General features: G+C 32.1%; 15 protein-coding genes and 1 other RNA gene. 15 read left to right on the forward strand and 1 reads right to left on the reverse strand.

Annotated elements, in window-relative coordinates:
- The first annotated feature begins 5 nt into the window (after positions 1-5).
- The 7 genes from ACJDUH_RS06970 to ppdK all read left to right on the forward strand — a co-directional run bounded on the left by ACJDUH_RS06970 (position 6) and on the right by ppdK (position 7,065).
- The gene (locus tag ACJDUH_RS06970; protein WP_406764432.1) at positions 6-704 is read left to right on the forward strand and encodes a diacylglycerol kinase; all 699 of its coding nucleotides are present in this window, start codon (positions 6-8) and stop codon (positions 702-704) included.
- 94 nt (positions 705-798) lie between these two features.
- Complete coding sequence (locus tag ACJDUH_RS06975) at positions 799-1,197, forward strand: cytidine deaminase (RefSeq protein ID WP_406764433.1); 399 nt, start codon at positions 799-801, stop codon at positions 1,195-1,197.
- A gap of 33 nt (positions 1,198-1,230) precedes the next feature.
- On the forward strand, positions 1,231-2,118 hold the full coding sequence (gene era / locus ACJDUH_RS06980) for a GTPase Era (protein WP_406765023.1): 888 nt from the start codon (positions 1,231-1,233) through the stop codon (positions 2,116-2,118).
- Positions 2,119-2,164: 46 nt separating this feature from the next.
- Positions 2,165-2,935 (forward strand): DNA repair protein RecO, encoded by a 771-nt coding sequence (recO, locus tag ACJDUH_RS06985; protein WP_406765024.1) that lies wholly within the window; start codon positions 2,165-2,167, stop codon positions 2,933-2,935.
- Positions 2,928-3,551, forward strand: coding sequence for a DUF4342 domain-containing protein (locus tag ACJDUH_RS06990; RefSeq protein WP_406764434.1), 624 nt, complete (start codon positions 2,928-2,930; stop codon positions 3,549-3,551). Before recO ends, ACJDUH_RS06990 begins: the two co-directional genes overlap by 8 nt.
- Before the next feature lie 169 nt (positions 3,552-3,720).
- The gene (ccpN, locus tag ACJDUH_RS06995; protein WP_406764435.1) at positions 3,721-4,362 is read left to right on the forward strand and encodes a transcriptional regulator CcpN; all 642 of its coding nucleotides are present in this window, start codon (positions 3,721-3,723) and stop codon (positions 4,360-4,362) included.
- A 69-nt stretch (positions 4,363-4,431) separates the two neighbouring features.
- Positions 4,432-7,065 carry a pyruvate, phosphate dikinase gene (gene ppdK, locus ACJDUH_RS07000; protein WP_406764436.1) on the forward strand — a complete coding sequence of 878 codons (2,634 nt, stop codon included), beginning with the start codon at positions 4,432-4,434 and terminating at the stop codon, positions 7,063-7,065.
- Between the two features lie 105 nt (positions 7,066-7,170).
- Here the strand turns inward: ppdK and ACJDUH_RS07005 are convergent, their stop codons facing one another.
- Entirely contained in the window at positions 7,171-8,241 is a 1,071-nt protein-coding gene (locus ACJDUH_RS07005; RefSeq protein WP_406764437.1) for a CotS family spore coat protein, read from the reverse strand.
- 313 nt (positions 8,242-8,554) lie between these two features.
- Here ACJDUH_RS07005 and dnaG point away from each other — a divergent pair, with 313 nt between their 5' ends.
- The 8 genes from dnaG to kdpA all read left to right on the forward strand — a co-directional run bounded on the left by dnaG (position 8,555) and on the right by kdpA (position 16,719).
- Positions 8,555-10,357 carry a DNA primase gene (gene dnaG / locus ACJDUH_RS07010; protein WP_406764438.1) on the forward strand — a complete coding sequence of 601 codons (1,803 nt, stop codon included), beginning with the start codon at positions 8,555-8,557 and terminating at the stop codon, positions 10,355-10,357.
- Between the two features lie 21 nt (positions 10,358-10,378).
- Complete coding sequence (gene rpoD / locus ACJDUH_RS07015; RefSeq protein WP_406764439.1) at positions 10,379-11,443, forward strand: RNA polymerase sigma factor RpoD; 1,065 nt, start codon at positions 10,379-10,381, stop codon at positions 11,441-11,443.
- A 103-nt stretch (positions 11,444-11,546) separates the two neighbouring features.
- Positions 11,547-12,428 (forward strand): PH domain-containing protein, encoded by an 882-nt coding sequence (locus ACJDUH_RS07020; RefSeq protein ID WP_406764440.1) that lies wholly within the window; start codon positions 11,547-11,549, stop codon positions 12,426-12,428.
- Positions 12,429-12,525: 97 nt separating this feature from the next.
- Positions 12,526-13,218 carry a tRNA (adenine(22)-N(1))-methyltransferase gene (locus tag ACJDUH_RS07025; protein ID WP_406765025.1) on the forward strand — a complete coding sequence of 231 codons (693 nt, stop codon included), beginning with the start codon at positions 12,526-12,528 and terminating at the stop codon, positions 13,216-13,218.
- Positions 13,209-14,021 carry a Nif3-like dinuclear metal center hexameric protein gene (locus tag ACJDUH_RS07030; protein ID WP_406764441.1) on the forward strand — a complete coding sequence of 271 codons (813 nt, stop codon included), beginning with the start codon at positions 13,209-13,211 and terminating at the stop codon, positions 14,019-14,021. The genes ACJDUH_RS07025 and ACJDUH_RS07030 overlap by 10 nt, the downstream gene beginning before the upstream one ends.
- A 121-nt stretch (positions 14,022-14,142) precedes the next feature.
- An RNA gene (gene rnpB, locus ACJDUH_RS07035) (RNase P RNA component class A) lies at positions 14,143-14,524 on the forward strand.
- A gap of 407 nt (positions 14,525-14,931) precedes the next feature.
- Entirely contained in the window at positions 14,932-15,009 is a 78-nt protein-coding gene (locus tag ACJDUH_RS07040) for a potassium-transporting ATPase subunit F (RefSeq protein WP_406765026.1), read from the forward strand.
- A gap of 30 nt (positions 15,010-15,039) precedes the next feature.
- A complete protein-coding gene (gene kdpA, locus ACJDUH_RS07045; protein ID WP_406764442.1) occupies positions 15,040-16,719 on the forward strand; it encodes a potassium-transporting ATPase subunit KdpA in 1,680 nt (559 codons plus the stop codon).
- The last annotated feature ends 9 nt before the right edge of the window (positions 16,720-16,728 follow it).

A 16,728-nucleotide genomic window follows, 5' to 3' on the forward strand; every position in this document is an offset into this window, starting at 1 on the left:
TTCTTATGAAGATGAGAAAGCTTTTAGACAGCTTTAACTATGCAATAAATGGAATAATACACGCAGTTAGAACTCAAAGAAATATGAGGATTCATATGATTGTGGCCTTATTAGTCTTAACTGCTTGTTTTTTTTATAATTTAACAAAAGTAGAATTTTTAGTACTTGCAATTACTATTACTATGGTAATAGTTGCTGAAATGTTTAATACAGCAATAGAATGCGCAATTGACTTAACTGCTAACTATTATCATCCCTTGGCTAAAGTTGCGAAAAACACTGCAGCTGGGGCTGTTTTAATAAGCGCCATCAACGCTGTTGTTGTAGGTTATATTTTATTTTGGGATAGGATAAGCTTTGCAGGACCTATTATAATTAAGAAAATTAAGCAGTCTGATCCTTATACCATATTTATTATTTTGCTGATTGTTTCAATATGCACTGTTGTGGTAAAGGCCATTTTTGGAGAAGGGACTCCATTAAGAGGAGGTATGCCAAGCGGCCATAGTGCAATTGCCTTTGCTTTAGCCACAACTATAGCTCTCTTATCAAAAGAATCTTTAGCAATACTTTTTAGTTATATATTAGCATTTATTGTTGCTCAAAGTAGAGTGGATTCTCACATCCATTCTATTTTAGAAGTATTTGCAGGAGCAATTTTTGGAACACTACTAACAATATTGCTTTTTAAGATCTTTGGTTAAAAGTGTATTTATTATTGTATTAATAGCAATTAGTGCTATAATTTATATACAAGTTTTAGAATAATTTTCAAATTTAACTGGAGGGTTTAGGTTAATGGATATTAAAGAATTAATTAGAAATGCCATAAAAGCTAGAGAGAACGCCTACGTTCCTTATTCTAACTTTAAAGTTGGTGCTGCAATTCTAACTGAGGATGATAAAATATATAGTGGTTGTAATATTGAAAATGCTTCATTTGGAGCAACAAATTGTGCTGAAAGAACTGCCATTTTTAAAGCAGTTTCTGAAGGTCATAATAAAATCAAAGCCATTGCAATTGTGGGAGATATAAAAGCATATACCTATCCCTGCGGGATTTGCAGGCAGGTAATTAGTGAATTTGCAGATGCTGAAAGCACAGTAATACTAGCTAAAAATGAAAATGATTATATAACAAAAACTTTAGAAGAAGTTCTGCCAGGGGCCTTTACAAAAAAGGACTTAGATAAGTAGAAATAAAGTTTTTAAAAGGAGTGCATTGTGGTAATGTTTAAATCAGGCTTTGTAACAGTAATCGGAAGACCTAACGTTGGTAAATCAACTCTACTTAATTATATAATGGGTGAAAAGTTATCAATAGTTTCAAGTAAACCCCAAACAACTAGAAATAATATACAAACAATATTAACTAAAGAAAATTTTCAAATGGTGTTTGTAGATACACCAGGGATTCATAAACCAAGGCATAAGCTTGGTGAATATATGGTTAAAATGGCAAAGGATACCTTTAAGGAAGTTGACGAGATATTATTTTTAACAACTCCTGAGATTGAAATTGGCAAAGGAGACCAGCTTATTCTTGAAGAACTGAAAAACTTAGATATTCCTGTTTTTCTGATTGTTAATAAAATAGATGAAAATAGTGATGATAGAATAGCTCAGACTATAAAAAATTATTCAGAGCATTTTAACTTTACTGAAGTTATTCCTATATCCGCAGTAAAAGGTAAAAATGTTGACACACTACTTAAAATAATGGAAGATTATTTACCAGAAGGACCTAAATACTATCCTGATGATATGATTACAGATCAACAAGAAAGATTTATTGTGGCAGAAACAATAAGAGAAAAGGCTTTAAGACTATTATCTCAAGAGGTTCCCCATGGAATAGCAATTGAAGTAATTACAATGAAAAAAGATGAAAAGGATATCTATAATATTGAAGCAACTATATTATGCGAAAAAGATTCTCATAAAGGGATAATTATAGGAAAAGGTGGAGAGATGCTTAAAAAAATATCCACCTATGCAAGGCAGGATTTAGAGAAGATATTAGGTACCAAAGTATATCTTAAGCTTTGGGTAAAGGTTAAGAAAGAATGGAGAGACAATTCTTCTATGTTAAAGGAGTTGGGATATAAAAAAATATAAAAACAAAGATTTCGCTTTATTTTTTATATTAAGGGTATAATATAATATAGGAGATGGTTTTCTGTCAATTTTTAAAACAAAAGCTATTGTAATTAAATCCATGGATTTAAAAGAATCAGATAAGCTTCTTTGGCTCTTTACAGAAAAGCTTGGAAAAGTTTCTGCAGTGGCTCGAGGAGCTAGAAAATCAAAAAGCAAACTGCTGCCCCTTAGTTTACCCTTTTGCTTTGGAGAATTTGTTTTATTCCGTGGAAAAAGCATGTATAGTATAAATGAAGGGGAAATATCAAATTCCTTTCAATCACTTTTAAACGACTTTGAAAGCTTAACTTATGCTTCTTATTTATGTGAGCTCATAGATATTGCCCTTGTTGAAGAAGAAAGTAACAGGGAGCTTTTTAAGGAATTTATTAGTGCATTTTATTTACTTCAAAATAATGCAGTTGATTTTAAATTATTAATTAGTGCTTTTGAAATAAAGTTAATAATTGAATCAGGTTATTATTTTAATCTAGATAAGTGCGTATATTGTGGTGATAAAATAACCTCATCAAATTCTTTTAATATACAGTATTTAGGTGGTATCTGTACTAAGTGTGAAAGGCATCAGGGAATAAAAATTAGCTTCGCCTCATTTAATGCATTAAGATATTTAGTTAAGACACCACTCGCAAATATATATAAGCTTAATTTAGCTAAAGAAGTTATAGAAGAGTTACATAACTTACTTATAAATGCCATTTATTATAACTTTGGTAAGAAACCACACAGTTTAGAAATGTTAAATATTTTTAGAGGAGTTGAAAAAAATGAGTGAAATTACACTAGAAAAAATTGATGTAGTAAGAGAAAGAACTGGAGCAACTTATGGTGAGGCAAAAGAAGCGCTTGAAGCTTCTGAGGGTAATGTTGTAGATGCTATTATTTATATGGAAAACAATAAAAAATCTACTATGGATAATTTGTATACTACTAAAGACGAATTCTTAACATGGATTAAGGATTTAATTAACAAAGGGAATGTTACAAGAATTAGAATTAAAAAAGAGGAAAAAGTACTTGTTGATATGCCAATTAACGCTGGAATAGCTGTTGGAATAGTTGCCTACGCTATTTGGGCACCATTAATTGCAATTGGAGTAATAGGTGCTGTTGTTACCAACATAACCATTGAAATAACAAAAAAAGATGGTTCGGTTGAGATAATAAATAAGGCAATTAAGACTACAATGCAGGACGTAAAAGAAAAAGTAAATGATATGGCAAATGAGGTTAAGGAAAAAGTTAGTGATGTAAAAGATAAGGTATCTGATGCTGCATCTGATGTAAAAGAAAAGTTTGCAAGCAAGAAGCAGGATAATGCAAAAAAAGATTCAGAAACCGTATACACGTACACTGTAAAATTTGACGAAAATGAAAATAATTCCAAGTAGTTATAATTCTCTAGCCAGCAGCTAATTGCTGCTGGCTAGAGTTAATTTATATATTTAATAAATTTTTATTGAAATTGTGTTAAAACTTAGGTAAAATATTTAAAGCATGTATAATTTATTTCATTTACATGCTATAATAACGTTGTAACATTGTAATTGAGGAAAGAGGGTGAATCAAATTAAGCTTTCTATTAGACAAGAAGAAATTATTAAATTAGTTAAACAAAATGGACCTATTACTAGTGAAGCTTTAGCTCAAAAACTAAAAGTTACTAGAGCAGCCCTTAGACCTGACTTAGCTATATTAACTATGACTGGAATACTCGAGGCAAGACCAAAAGTAGGTTATATTTACTCCAAGAAACCTACCTATAGTTTAATTTATGACTACATAAGAAACATAAAGGTTATAGACGTTATGTCTGAACCTGTAATAGTCAATGAAAATACTCTTGTATATGATGCTATTGTGCATCTCTTTTTAAATGATGTTGGTACCTTATTTATACAAAACAACGGTTACTTAGTTGGTGCAGTTTCAAGAAAGGACTTTCTTAAAATTGCAATGGGTGGAACTGATATGCACAAGGTTCCTGTTGGAGTAATTATGACAAGGATGCCTAACATAGTGTTTGTAGAAAAGGAAGACGCTGTATATCTAGCAGCACAGAGGATCATGGAACATGAGGTAGATAGCTTGCCAGTTATAGAAAGGGTTTTCGAAAATTCAAAGGAAAACTTTAAAATAGTTGGTAAAGTATCAAAAACAAATATCACAAGACTATTTGTTAAACTTGGAGAAAACAATTAATTTTTGACCTAACCGGGACACTTTTTAACCCGTTAGTATAAATAATTTATTTAAAGGAGTGTTACATACATGCAAAGTAAAAAGTATGTTTACCTTTTTAGCGAAGGTAATGGATCAATGAGAGAACTCCTTGGTGGAAAGGGAGCAAACCTAGCTGAAATGACAAATCTAGGAATCCCAGTACCACAAGGATTTACTGTTACAACTGAGGCTTGTAATAAGTATTATGAAGACGGTAAGGTAATTTCTGAAGAAATTATCTCTCAAATTTATGAATATATGACAAGTCTAGAAAAAATAACTGGCAAGAAATTTGGAAGTGTTGAAAACCCACTACTTGTTTCCGTTAGATCAGGAGCAAGAGCTTCAATGCCAGGAATGATGGACACAATTTTAAATCTTGGTTTAAACGATGAAACTGTTGAAGCTATGTCAAAACTTACAGGAAACGAAAGATTTGCATATGATTCATACAGAAGATTTATACAAATGTTTGCTGACGTTGTTATGGAAATTGAAAAGAGAAACTTCGAAAATATATTAGACGAAGTTAAAGAAGCTAAGGGTGTTAAGCTTGACACAGAACTAAATGCAGCTGATTTAAAGGAAGTTGTTAAGAGATTTAAGGCTTTCTATAAAGAAGCTAAGGGAGAAGAATTCCCAGCAGATCCTAAAGTTCAATTAATAGAATCTGTAACAGCAGTATTTAGATCCTGGGATAACCCAAGAGCTAATGTATACAGAAGATTAAATGATATCCCATCAAACTGGGGAACTGCAGTTAATGTTCAATCAATGGTATTTGGTAACAAGGGAGAAACTTCAGGTACTGGAGTTGCATTCTCAAGAAACCCATCTACTGGTGAAAAGAGAATTTATGCTGAATACTTAATGAATGCTCAAGGTGAAGACGTTGTTGCTGGTATAAGAACTCCAGAAGATATATCAACACTTGAAAAGAGAAATCCAGAAGTTTACAAACAATTTATGGATATAGTTCATACTCTTGAAAATCACTACAAAGATATGCAGGATATGGAATTCACAATAGAAGAAGGAAAGCTTTACTTTTTGCAAACTAGAAATGGTAAGAGAACAGCTCAAGCTGCATTAAAGATAGCTGTTGATCTAGTTGAAGAAGGAATGTGTACAAAAGCAGAAGCACTATTAAAGGTTGATCCTAAGCAGCTTGATTCACTATTACACCCTGCTTTTGATGCTGCTGCATTAAAGAGTGCTAAGATAATAGCAAAAGGACTTCCAGCTTCACCAGGAGCTGCTTGTGGTAAGATTTGCTTTACAGCTGAAGAAGCTAAAGAGCGTCATGAAAAAGGAGAAAAGGTAGTTCTAGTTAGACTTGAAACTTCTCCAGAAGATATCGAAGGAATGATAGCTTCAGAAGGAATACTTACTGTAAGAGGCGGTATGACTTCACATGCAGCTGTTGTAGCTAGAGGTATGGGAACATGCTGCGTAGCTGGCTGCGGAGATATTAAAGTTAATGAAGAAGAAAGAACTATAGAAGTTGCCGGTTTAAAATTAACTGATAAAGACTATTTATCAATAGAAGGAAGCACTGGTAATGTATATGGTGAAGCTATAAAGACAGTTGAACCTGAAATCAGTGGATACTTTGGAACTTTCATGGGTTGGGCAGATGAAACAAGAAGCCTAAAGGTTAGAACTAATGCAGATACTCCAAGAGATGCACAGCAAGCAGTTAAGTTTGGAGCAGAAGGTATTGGCCTTTGCAGAACTGAGCACATGTTCTTTGCTGAAGACAGAATAGCTGCAGTTAGAGAAATGATAGTAGCTAAGACTGAAGAACAAAGAAGAAAAGCTTTAGATAAATTACTACCAATGCAGAGAGAAGACTTTGTAGGTCTTTATGAAGCAATGGAATTTAGACCAGTTACTATAAGATTCCTAGATCCACCACTACATGAATTCCTTCCTCATGAAGATGAAGATATAAAGGCATTAGCTAAGGAAATGGGCTTAACTTTTGAAGAGTTAAAAGCTACAGTTGAATCCTTACATGAATTCAACCCAATGATGGGACACAGAGGATGCAGACTTGCAGTTTCTTACCCAGAAATAGCTGAAATGCAAACAAGAGCAGTTATAGAAGCTGCACTAGATGTTAAAAATAGAAAAGGCTATGACATAGTTCCTGAAATAATGATTCCACTTGTTGGAGAAGTTAAGGAATTAAAATATGTTAAAGACATAGTTGTTAGAATAGCTGATGAAATAATAGCTAAATCAGGTGTTAAATTAGAGTACAAAGTAGGTACAATGATAGAAATACCTAGAGCTGCATTAACTGCAGACGAAATTGCTAAAGAAGCAGAATTCTTCTCCTTTGGAACAAATGACTTAACACAAATGACATTTGGTTTCTCAAGAGACGATGCTGGTAACTTCTTAAAGCACTATTATGAAAAGAAGATCTACGAATTTGATCCATTTGCAAAATTAGATCAAACAGGTGTAGGTAAGCTTGTTAAAATGGCTGCTGAGCTTGGAAAAGCTACAAGACCAGACATTAAGCTTGGAATATGTGGAGAACATGGTGGAGATCCATCTTCAGTTGAATTCTGTCATAATGTTGGATTAAACTATGTATCCTGTTCACCATTTAGAGTTCCAGTAGCTAGACTTGCTGCTGCACAAGCTCAAATTAAGAATCCAAGAAAGTAATAGTTGATAAACAATATGAAAACTTAATTTATACAGTATAAATTTTAGTTGGAGTTGTTTATCTATATAAAAATCACCAGATTTTTTCTGGTGATTTTTTTACTATTATTTAAGTATGTTTTTCTTGAACTTATTTTCAATATAATTCATAAACCCTTTTGAAAATTCTAATTGTGCCTCGGACTTACTGCAAGCTTTTGTAAGTACAGAGACAAATGAGGTCTTATTACACTTATTTATGTTATTATAATAATCTCTTGAAATTTTCCAAAACTTTTGAGGAAAAGCAAGGTAAACAAGAATTGCCTTATATTCATCAAAACATAAGGGATTTAGCCTTTCGTACAATTTTAAGCAATTAATTGTTAATTCAAGATCCCATTTTGTACTATCTCTTTTTAAAAGCCTTCTTAAGAAATAGGAAATATCGTGTACACTATAATCCATTTTACATTTATCGAAGTCTATGGTCCATATATCTCCACTAGTATCAAAAATTATATTTTTATTAACATAATCTAGGTGACATAAGGAGCTTCTTAAGTTTTCATTATTAATTGTAGCAGCAACATCCACCGCGGTTTGACTTAAGAGTATATTGCTATCAAAGTACTGCAGAAAGGTTTTAGAAAATTTATCACCATAAATAAAGGCTTGATTCGAACAAAGAAGTAATTGTTGAAAATGTTTTGTAACTGAGGCATATAGATTTTCATAGCCAATTCTTGGAGTGCTTCCGCTAATTGGTTTGAAGTTTCTTGTAGAAAGATGAATTTTTGCTAGATTTGTACTGGCACTAAGTACATTTTCTATGTTGTCATAGCTGCATTTTTCTCCCTCAATCCATGGGGTTAGAATGAATAACATATTCTTATAATTTACGAATCTATCCTTGGAGGTAGTAGGTAATATTCTCGGCACTTTAATCCCATGTCTAAAAAGCCATTCTATAGCAGAGTATACAAAGAGAAGGTCTTCTGTACTAAAGTAAATTTTTTTCAAGCAATAGCACTCATTTTCATTTGAAACCTTATAAACTGCCCTCTGCTTGTCTGTATCTTTGAATTTGATTTGGGTTATTTCATAATCCTCCATACCATAATGGGGCAGTACATTCTCTTTAACATTTTCTTCAGATAAAAGATCTATTTTATATGCTTCAGCCTCACCTAGCATAATAACACTCCTTAATAGCAATCACATTATATGATATTAAAAAAGTTTTTATATTATACATACTTATGAAAAAAGGAATTTTATAATGAGTATAGAATTATTAGTCATAAGTATTTTTACACCGCATGATAAGCAATTTTATTAAAATAACAGGAATAATTATTGCTATATATTGGGTAAAATAATATTTGTCAAAGAAGGAAGGATTTTTTTAATTTATAAAGAATATTATAAGTGACGATAAGCAATTATAAATTTATTTGTTTTTTTAGAAGGAATTTAGTTGTTTTTGTCGAATATTATTATATTTGTTATGGAAAATATTTTGGTTAGGAGGGTTTCCTTGAACATTACTGATGAAATCATCCAAAAAATAAAGGATAGCAATGATATTGTGGATATAATATCAGAAACTGTAAGGCTTAAGAGAGCTGGAAGATATTACACAGGTCTATGCCCTTTTCATCATGAAAAGACGCCATCTTTTACAGTTACACCGGACAAACAAATTTATAAATGTTTTGGCTGCGGTGAAGGAGGTAACGTAATATCCTTTATTATGAAAACTAAAAATTTGGATTTTCATGAGGCTGTTAAATTTTTGGCTGATAAGGCTAATATTGAACTTGAAGCTGAAACCCCAAAATCCATTAAGAGAAGAGAGGTTAACGCAAAACTTTATAAAATTAATGTTGATGCCGCAAGATACTTTTATGGGTGGCTGCGTAAAAATACTAAGGCCCATAATTATTTTACGGGAAGAGGGATTTTAGATAAAACTCTTACAAGGTTTGGTATAGGATATGCAACCGATAGTTGGAATGAACTATTAAATTATCTAAAGTCTAAAGGCTATACAGAATTAGATATGTTAAATGCTGGGTTAATTATTAAAAATGATAAAAATAAACTTTATGATAGGTTTAGGAATAGAGTAATATTTCCAGTGTTTGATGTGAAAGGTAAAGTCATTGGATTTGGAGGCAGGGTATTAGACGATTCTAAACCAAAATACTTAAACTCGCCAGAAACTGAACTGTTTAAAAAAGGTACAAATTTATATGGCTTGAATTTTGCAATTAAAGATCTCAAAGATAGAGTAATTGTAATTGTGGAAGGCTATATGGATTGTATTTCACTTCATCAATATGGAATTACAAATGTTGTAGCTTCATTAGGTACAGCTCTTACAGTGAATCAGGCTAAGCTCTTAAAAAGATATGCAGATAAAATTATCATATCCTATGATGCAGACCTGGCAGGCCAGACAGCAACTTTAAGGGGACTTGAGATTTTAAGAAATGAGGGTTTTGAAATAGGGGTGCTCACAGTTCCTATGGGAAAAGATCCAGATGAATTTATTCGAGCAAATGGTAAAGAAGCATTTTTGAAATTAATTGATAATGCACTTCCTCTTGTTGAATACAGAATAAAAAGAGCTGGTGAGGGCATAGACTTTAATAAGCCTGAAATGCTGACTAGTTTTATAAAAGAGGTAGCAATAATAATCAATGAACTAAATTCATTAGAAAAGGATATCTATATAAAGAAAATTTCCGAGGATACTGGTGTAAAAGAACAGGCAATAATTGACCTTATAAGTGAAGAAATTCAAAAAAACACAGCAAAATCAGATTTTATGAATATAGATAACAGTTTTGGACAAAAATTATATTTGGAACCTGCTTATATGAAAGCAGAAAGAGGCATTTTAAAGCTTATGAATGAAAGCGAAGATGCATATAATTATATAACACTTAACTTTACTGAAAATGATTTTATTGTTGAAAGTCATAAGAGTTTATTTAAACTTATTAGAGAAAACATTCATGAGGATTATAAGCAAAGGCAAAAACTCATACAGCTTAAGCTTACTGATACTGAAATTTCTAAAGAATACGTCAACTTTGAAGAATTACAAATCAATTTAGAAGACACTAATTATATAAATTTCATAGATGATTGTTTTAAAGAAATAAAAAAATTTAAACTTGAAGCAATGAAGAAAGATATGTTAAGCAAAATCAAGCAATTTGAAAATAGTGGGGAAATTAAGGAATCATTGAAGCTGGCACAGGAATTAGTGGCTTTAAAGAAGGAGCTAGCTAAGCTGTAGAAGTATGGAAGGAGGCAAAAAATGAAAGATAAGAGTGCAAAGATGCAATTAGTTAAGAAACTTATTGATAAAGGCAAGAAATCCGGCACTTTAACTTATAAAGAAATAATGGATGAACTTGAAGAGATCGATTTAAGCCCTGAACAGATAGAGAAAATATATGAAGTTCTTGAGTCCATGGGAATTGAAATAATGGGAGATATGCAGGAAACCGAAGTAGCTGAAGAAGAACTTGATTTGTCAGTTCCAGAAGGTATAGCAATTGATGACCCTGTTAGAATGTATTTAAAGGAAATAGGTAAGGTGCCACTTCTTTCACCAGAAGAAGAAATCAGTTTAGCTAATAGAATTGAAGCTGGAGATCAGGTTGCAAAGAAGAAACTGGCTGAAGCAAATTTAAGATTAGTTGTAAGCATAGCAAAAAGATACGTTGGAAGAGGGATGCTCTTTTTAGATTTAATCCAAGAAGGTAATCTGGGACTTATAAAGGCTGTAGAGAAATTCGATTATAGAAAGGGCTTTAAATTTAGTACCTATGCTACTTGGTGGATTAGACAAGCGATAACAAGAGCTATAGCAGACCAAGCAAGAACTATAAGAATACCAGTTCATATGGTTGAAACTATAAATAAGCTTATTAGAGTATCAAGACAATTACTTCAGGAGTTAGGCAGAGAACCCGTACCAGAAGAAGTTGCCAAGATAATGGAAATGCCTGTGGATAAAGTAAGAGAAATAATGAAAATAGCTCAAGAACCAGTATCGCTGGAAACCCCAATCGGTGAAGAAGAAGATAGCCACCTTGGTGACTTTATCCCAGATGATGATGCACCAGCACCAGCAGAAGCTGCTGCCTTCACAATGCTTAAAGAGCAGTTAATCAATGTTTTAGATACCTTAACACCTAGAGAAGAAAAGGTACTTCGCCTAAGATTTGGCTTAGATGATGGAAGAGCTAGAACCTTAGAGGAAGTTGGAAAAGAATTTAATGTAACAAGAGAAAGAATTAGACAAATTGAAGCAAAGGCACTTAGAAAATTAAGACACCCAAGCAGAAGTAAAAAATTAAAGGATTACTTAGATTAAGCACCTCATAAGGGTGTTTTTTCTATTAAAATAATTAACATTAACTTTACTTATTTTAAATATTATATATATTATGGTATAATATTAGGAATGGGGTGATAATATGGAAATTTATAAACCATGTAAAGGTAAAGGAATATATTATATTTTAGGCTTACTCTTAATATATGTATTATTTTTTACTGCTGGTTTATTCTTAGTAAATACTTATATTCTATTTAGCTTATTAAAAATTGCATTTGTAGTAATAACAGCCTATCTACTATACTATATTCTTCAATATACTACACTCAAATATGGAACAGATGAGAAAAATATATATATTATTAATTTCATAAAGACTATTAAAATACCTTACGAAGAAATTGACTACTATAAGGTTGAAGAAGGCAATATTAATGGGGTTAAACTAAGCGGCATCAGTAATAATAACTTTGCTTTAGGAAAGTCTGTGATAAAAAAAATAGGGACAACAAATATGTATGTAACTTCAAATAAGAATATTATATATTTAAAAGTGAATGAAAAAAATTATGCTATTACTCCAATGGATTTCAAAAACTTTAAAGCTGTATTAGAAAAAAATAATGAAGTGGAAAGTGATTGGACTCGTGATGAAGAAAAACATATTAGTCTCCATAAGGATAGAGGCTTTATGGTTCCTCTAATACTCTCAAGTATTATTATTTTCGTTTTAACTTTAAATCCCTTTATTTTGTATTTGACAAACAAGCTTCCAAGCAGTATGCCTCTAAATTTTGATTCCTCATTTTTACCTGTAGATAAGGGAACTGGCAAACAATTTGCCTTCAATCAAATGATATATGGTGTACTTAATATGGCTATACTGTTTTGCATGTATTATGCCTCACATTTCTACGCAAAATATGATAAAAAATCTGCTAAGAAATATATGTATATTTCTTTACTAATAGCAGCAGCATTTTTAATCATTCAAATTAGAATACTTCTTACATTTAGATAAAAATAGGAGGCTAAAGTCCTAAATGGACTTTAGCGAGTGGTTTGCGAATGGGAATGAGCGTTTTAAACCACTCAGTGTTTCGACGATAGGAGAAAATATGGAACTAAGCTTAAGACTTTTAAAAATTGCATCTATGGTGGAGCCATGTGAGTGTTTAGTTGATATAGGTACGGATCATGCCTATATTCCTATATGGCTTATAAAAAATGGAATATGCAAAAGAGCAGTAGCCTCGGATATAAATGAAGGACCCATAAAAAAGGCAGAAAAAAATATCACTGAGGAAGGCTTGACTGAGAAAATACAATGCCGCTTAGGAGCAGGCCTTAACACTATAAAGCCCTATGAAGCAGAAACAGCTGTAATAGCCGGTATGGGCGGAAATCTAATTAGAGACATTATTAATAATGATATTGAAGTATTTAAAAGCTTAAGTTGCTGCATAGCACAACCTGTACAAAACCCTGAAGTTTTCAGGCAGTATATATATAATATTGGATTTACAATTATTGATGAAGAGCTTGTTTTTGAGGATAACAAATTTTATGAAATAATTAAATTGAAATTTGATAAAGCTAAGGAGATTGTAGAGCCAATTTATTATGAAGTAGGTAAAAAACTCGTTGATAAAAGGCATTACCTACTTAAAGATTTTATCAATTATAAATTAGATAAATATAATTCAATTAATAATAGATTAATAGATAACAGTGTGAATTCTCAAATTAGGAAAGCAGAAGTTATAAATAAAATAAATGACTTGAAGGGACTGCTTGATTTATGCCGCTAAAAGTGAAGGATTTAAGAAACTTAATGGAAAATTTAGCACCTGCAAATTTAAAAGAAGACTATGACAATGTAGGGCTTATGGTAGGAAGCCTTGAAAATGAGGTTTCTAACATACTAGTTGCTCTAGATTGTACACTTAAGGTAATAAAAGAAGCTAAAGAAAAAAACTGTAATTTTATATTAACTCATCATCCACTTCTTTTTATAAAACCAAGGTCGGTTACCGATGAAACACTTATTGGAAAGAAAATTTTGGAACTTATAAGAAATGATATAGCACTGTACTCAGCTCATACTAATTTAGATTCAGTTTATAATGGCTTAAATGATATGCTAATGAAACTTTTAGGCTTTGAAGGCTATTCTATTATGGAAGTAAACAAGATAAACAGTTCTTCAGAAAAAGACGGTATAGGAAGACTTGCAGTACTGCCTTCCCCCTTAACTTTAATAGAGATCTGCAATATTGTAAAAGATAAATTAAAAGTTAGTAGTTTAAGATATGTGGGAGAGGACTCTAAGGTAATTAGAAAGATAGCAGTTGTCAACGGCAGCGGTGAGGACTACTATGAGGCTGCTTTTAGACTTGGAGCAGATTTAATAATAACAGGTGATACCAAATATCATAACACCAGCGACTTTAGTGAAATGGGCATGGCAATTATTGATGCAGGGCACTTTGAAAGCGAATGGCCAGCTATGAGGATATTTGCTGATAATCTTAGAGATGAGCTTGAAGCTTTAAATTATACTAATAGTGTTATTATTTCAGAAGCTAGTATGCCAATTTATAAATACCTTTAATTTTGAAAATAAACATTTTTTATAAATATAAGTAAAACAAAAGTAAATTATATTTTAATATCTTAAATGGAAATAAAATTTATTTGATAAAATTGAAATACTATGATATTATATATTTCGTTGAGTAAGCCAGACGGTCGCTGCCTAATTGCCATTATGGCTTTTTAGGGAGAGGAAAGTCCGAGCTCCACAGGGCAGGGTGCTGGGTAACCCCCAGTGAAGGTGACTTTAAGGAAAGTGCAACAGAGATATACCGCCATGTTTAAGATTTCTTAAGCGTGGTAAGGGTGGAAAGGCGAGGTAAGAGCTCACCAGCGCATTGGCGACTTTGCGGCTATGTAAACCCCACTTGGAGCAAGACCAAATAGGAAGGCAGAATCCTTAAATGGATTAAGAGGTTGCCCGCTTCGCCTTCGGGTGTGTCGCTTGAGCCTGCTTGGTAACAACAGGCCTAGATAGATGACTGTCAAATACAGAACTCGGCTTATAGACTTAGTCAACACCAAAACACTAGCTTTTGTTTAGTGTTTTTTTTATTTTTTGAAAAAGATTTAGTATATTAGCTAAATGTACTTGGATTTTGTTTACACTATGTTCAAAAAGTTATTAACTTAAATCTTCTCTAAGAAAAGTAATTGTGAAATCTATTACATGACGTTTTTTAAGCTTTTTTTGATAAAAATACAAAGGATAATAACGTTGTTAATGTATATATATGGATATATTATATTAATATAAAGTTAACTGAAGCAGAATACTCAGTATCACTGGGAATTCTGCTTTAGTTAATTTTAAGAGTAAAAAAGATTGTATGAGTCATAATAACATTAGAACATAAATTTGAGTAATTTGGGGGCTAAATGATTAATAATCATTTATTACAGAATAGGAATACAGGAGGGAAAGTACCATGATTTTTTTAAGTATTATTTTTTTCGTGGTTATAATTTATTTATTCTATGCTCTGATAGAGCCAGAAAAATTTTAATTAATTAAGGTAATTTTAGGAGGACTTTTTATGTCTTATTTAGAACTCACAATAATTGTTTTTATTATAATTTTAATAACTAAACCACTTGGAATCTATTTATATAAAATTGCAAACTATAAGAATTTATCAGAAGGTAGCTTCTTTAATTCTATTGATAATTTTATTTACAAATTAATTGGTGTAGACAAAACTCAGGGAATGACTTGGAGAGAATATTCTAAGGCTTTTCTTATAACAAATTTACTAATGATTTTTGTATCCTTCATAATTTTAATTGCTCAAGCAATTTTACCTTATAACCCAACAGCTGCAAAGGGAATGAGTTTATCATTAGCTTTTAATACAGCAATTAGCTTTATGACTAACACAAACCTACAGCATTACGCAGGAGAAAATGGGATAACATTTCTTTCACAGATGATTGTTGTTGTGTTCTTAATGTTCACTTCAGCTGCTTCTGGAATTGCAAGTGCATTTGCCATAATGAGAGGGATAGCTCAGAAGAGAGAGGATCTTGGAAACTTTTATGTGGATTTCACAAGAATTATAACCAGGTTGCTTCTTCCTTTTTCAATTATAATAACCTTGATATTGGTATCCCAAGGTGTTCCTCAAACTTTAGGCGGTACTCAAATAGCTAAAAATTTGCAAGGTGGAATTCAGTCCATTATTACAGGACCTATTGCAGTTCTTGAGTCAATAAAGCATATTGGTACAAATGGAGGAGGTTTTTTTGGAGCTAATTCAGCACATCCCTTTGAAAACCCAAGCCAAGTAACCAATATTATTGAAATGCTGTCTATGATGATGATACCTGCTGCTCTAATTTATACTTTTGGACTTATGGTAGGAAGTAAAAAACACTCAAGAGTGCTTTATATATCATTGATGATTGTTTTTATTAGTATAACATCCCTGGGAATATATTCTGAGGTTCATGGTGGAAAGCCATATACAACAATAGGTATAAATAATTCATTAGGCAATATGGAAGGAAAAGAAACTCGTTTTGGAGCTTCAGATTCTGCTATTTTTGCAGGCATCACGACAGCCTTTACAACAGGCTCAGTAAATTCCATGCATGATTCCTACACTCCTTTAGGCGGAGGAGTTCCACTAACCTTTATGATGCTGAACACTATCTTTGGTGGTGATGGTGCTGGAATTGAGAATATAATTCTTTATGCAATACTAACTGTTTTCATAACGGGGCTAATGGTTGGAAGAACACCAGAGTATTTAGGAAACAAAATTGAAACTAAGGAAATTAAGCTTGCAGCTCTAGCTATACTAGTACATCCTTTGCTAATATTATTTGCTTCAGCCATTACTATAGTTTCAGGGCTAGCTGGTGCACATATTACAAATCCAGGATTCCATGGACTTACTCAAATGATTTATGAATTTACTTCTGCTGCGGCAAATAACGGTTCAGAATTTGCTGGTTTTGCTGGAAATACAACTTATATGAATACTTTAACTGGAATATTAATGTTCTTAGGGAGATATTTAACTATAATAATGCTTATGGCAATAGCTGGTTCTATGTCTAAAAAAACTAAGCTTGAACCATCACCAGGAACCTTTAAAACAGATAATGCTCTATTTGGAGTTCTTTTCATTGGAATAATTGTGATAGTTGGTGCTTTAACATTTTTCCCAGCATTGATACTAGGACCAATATCAGAATTTTTAAGTTTGGTCTAAGGAGGGGTG

The organism is Candidatus Clostridium radicumherbarum (assembly GCF_045310525.1).
GTDB lineage: Bacteria > Bacillota > Clostridia > Clostridiales > Clostridiaceae > Clostridium_AT > Clostridium_AT radicumherbarum.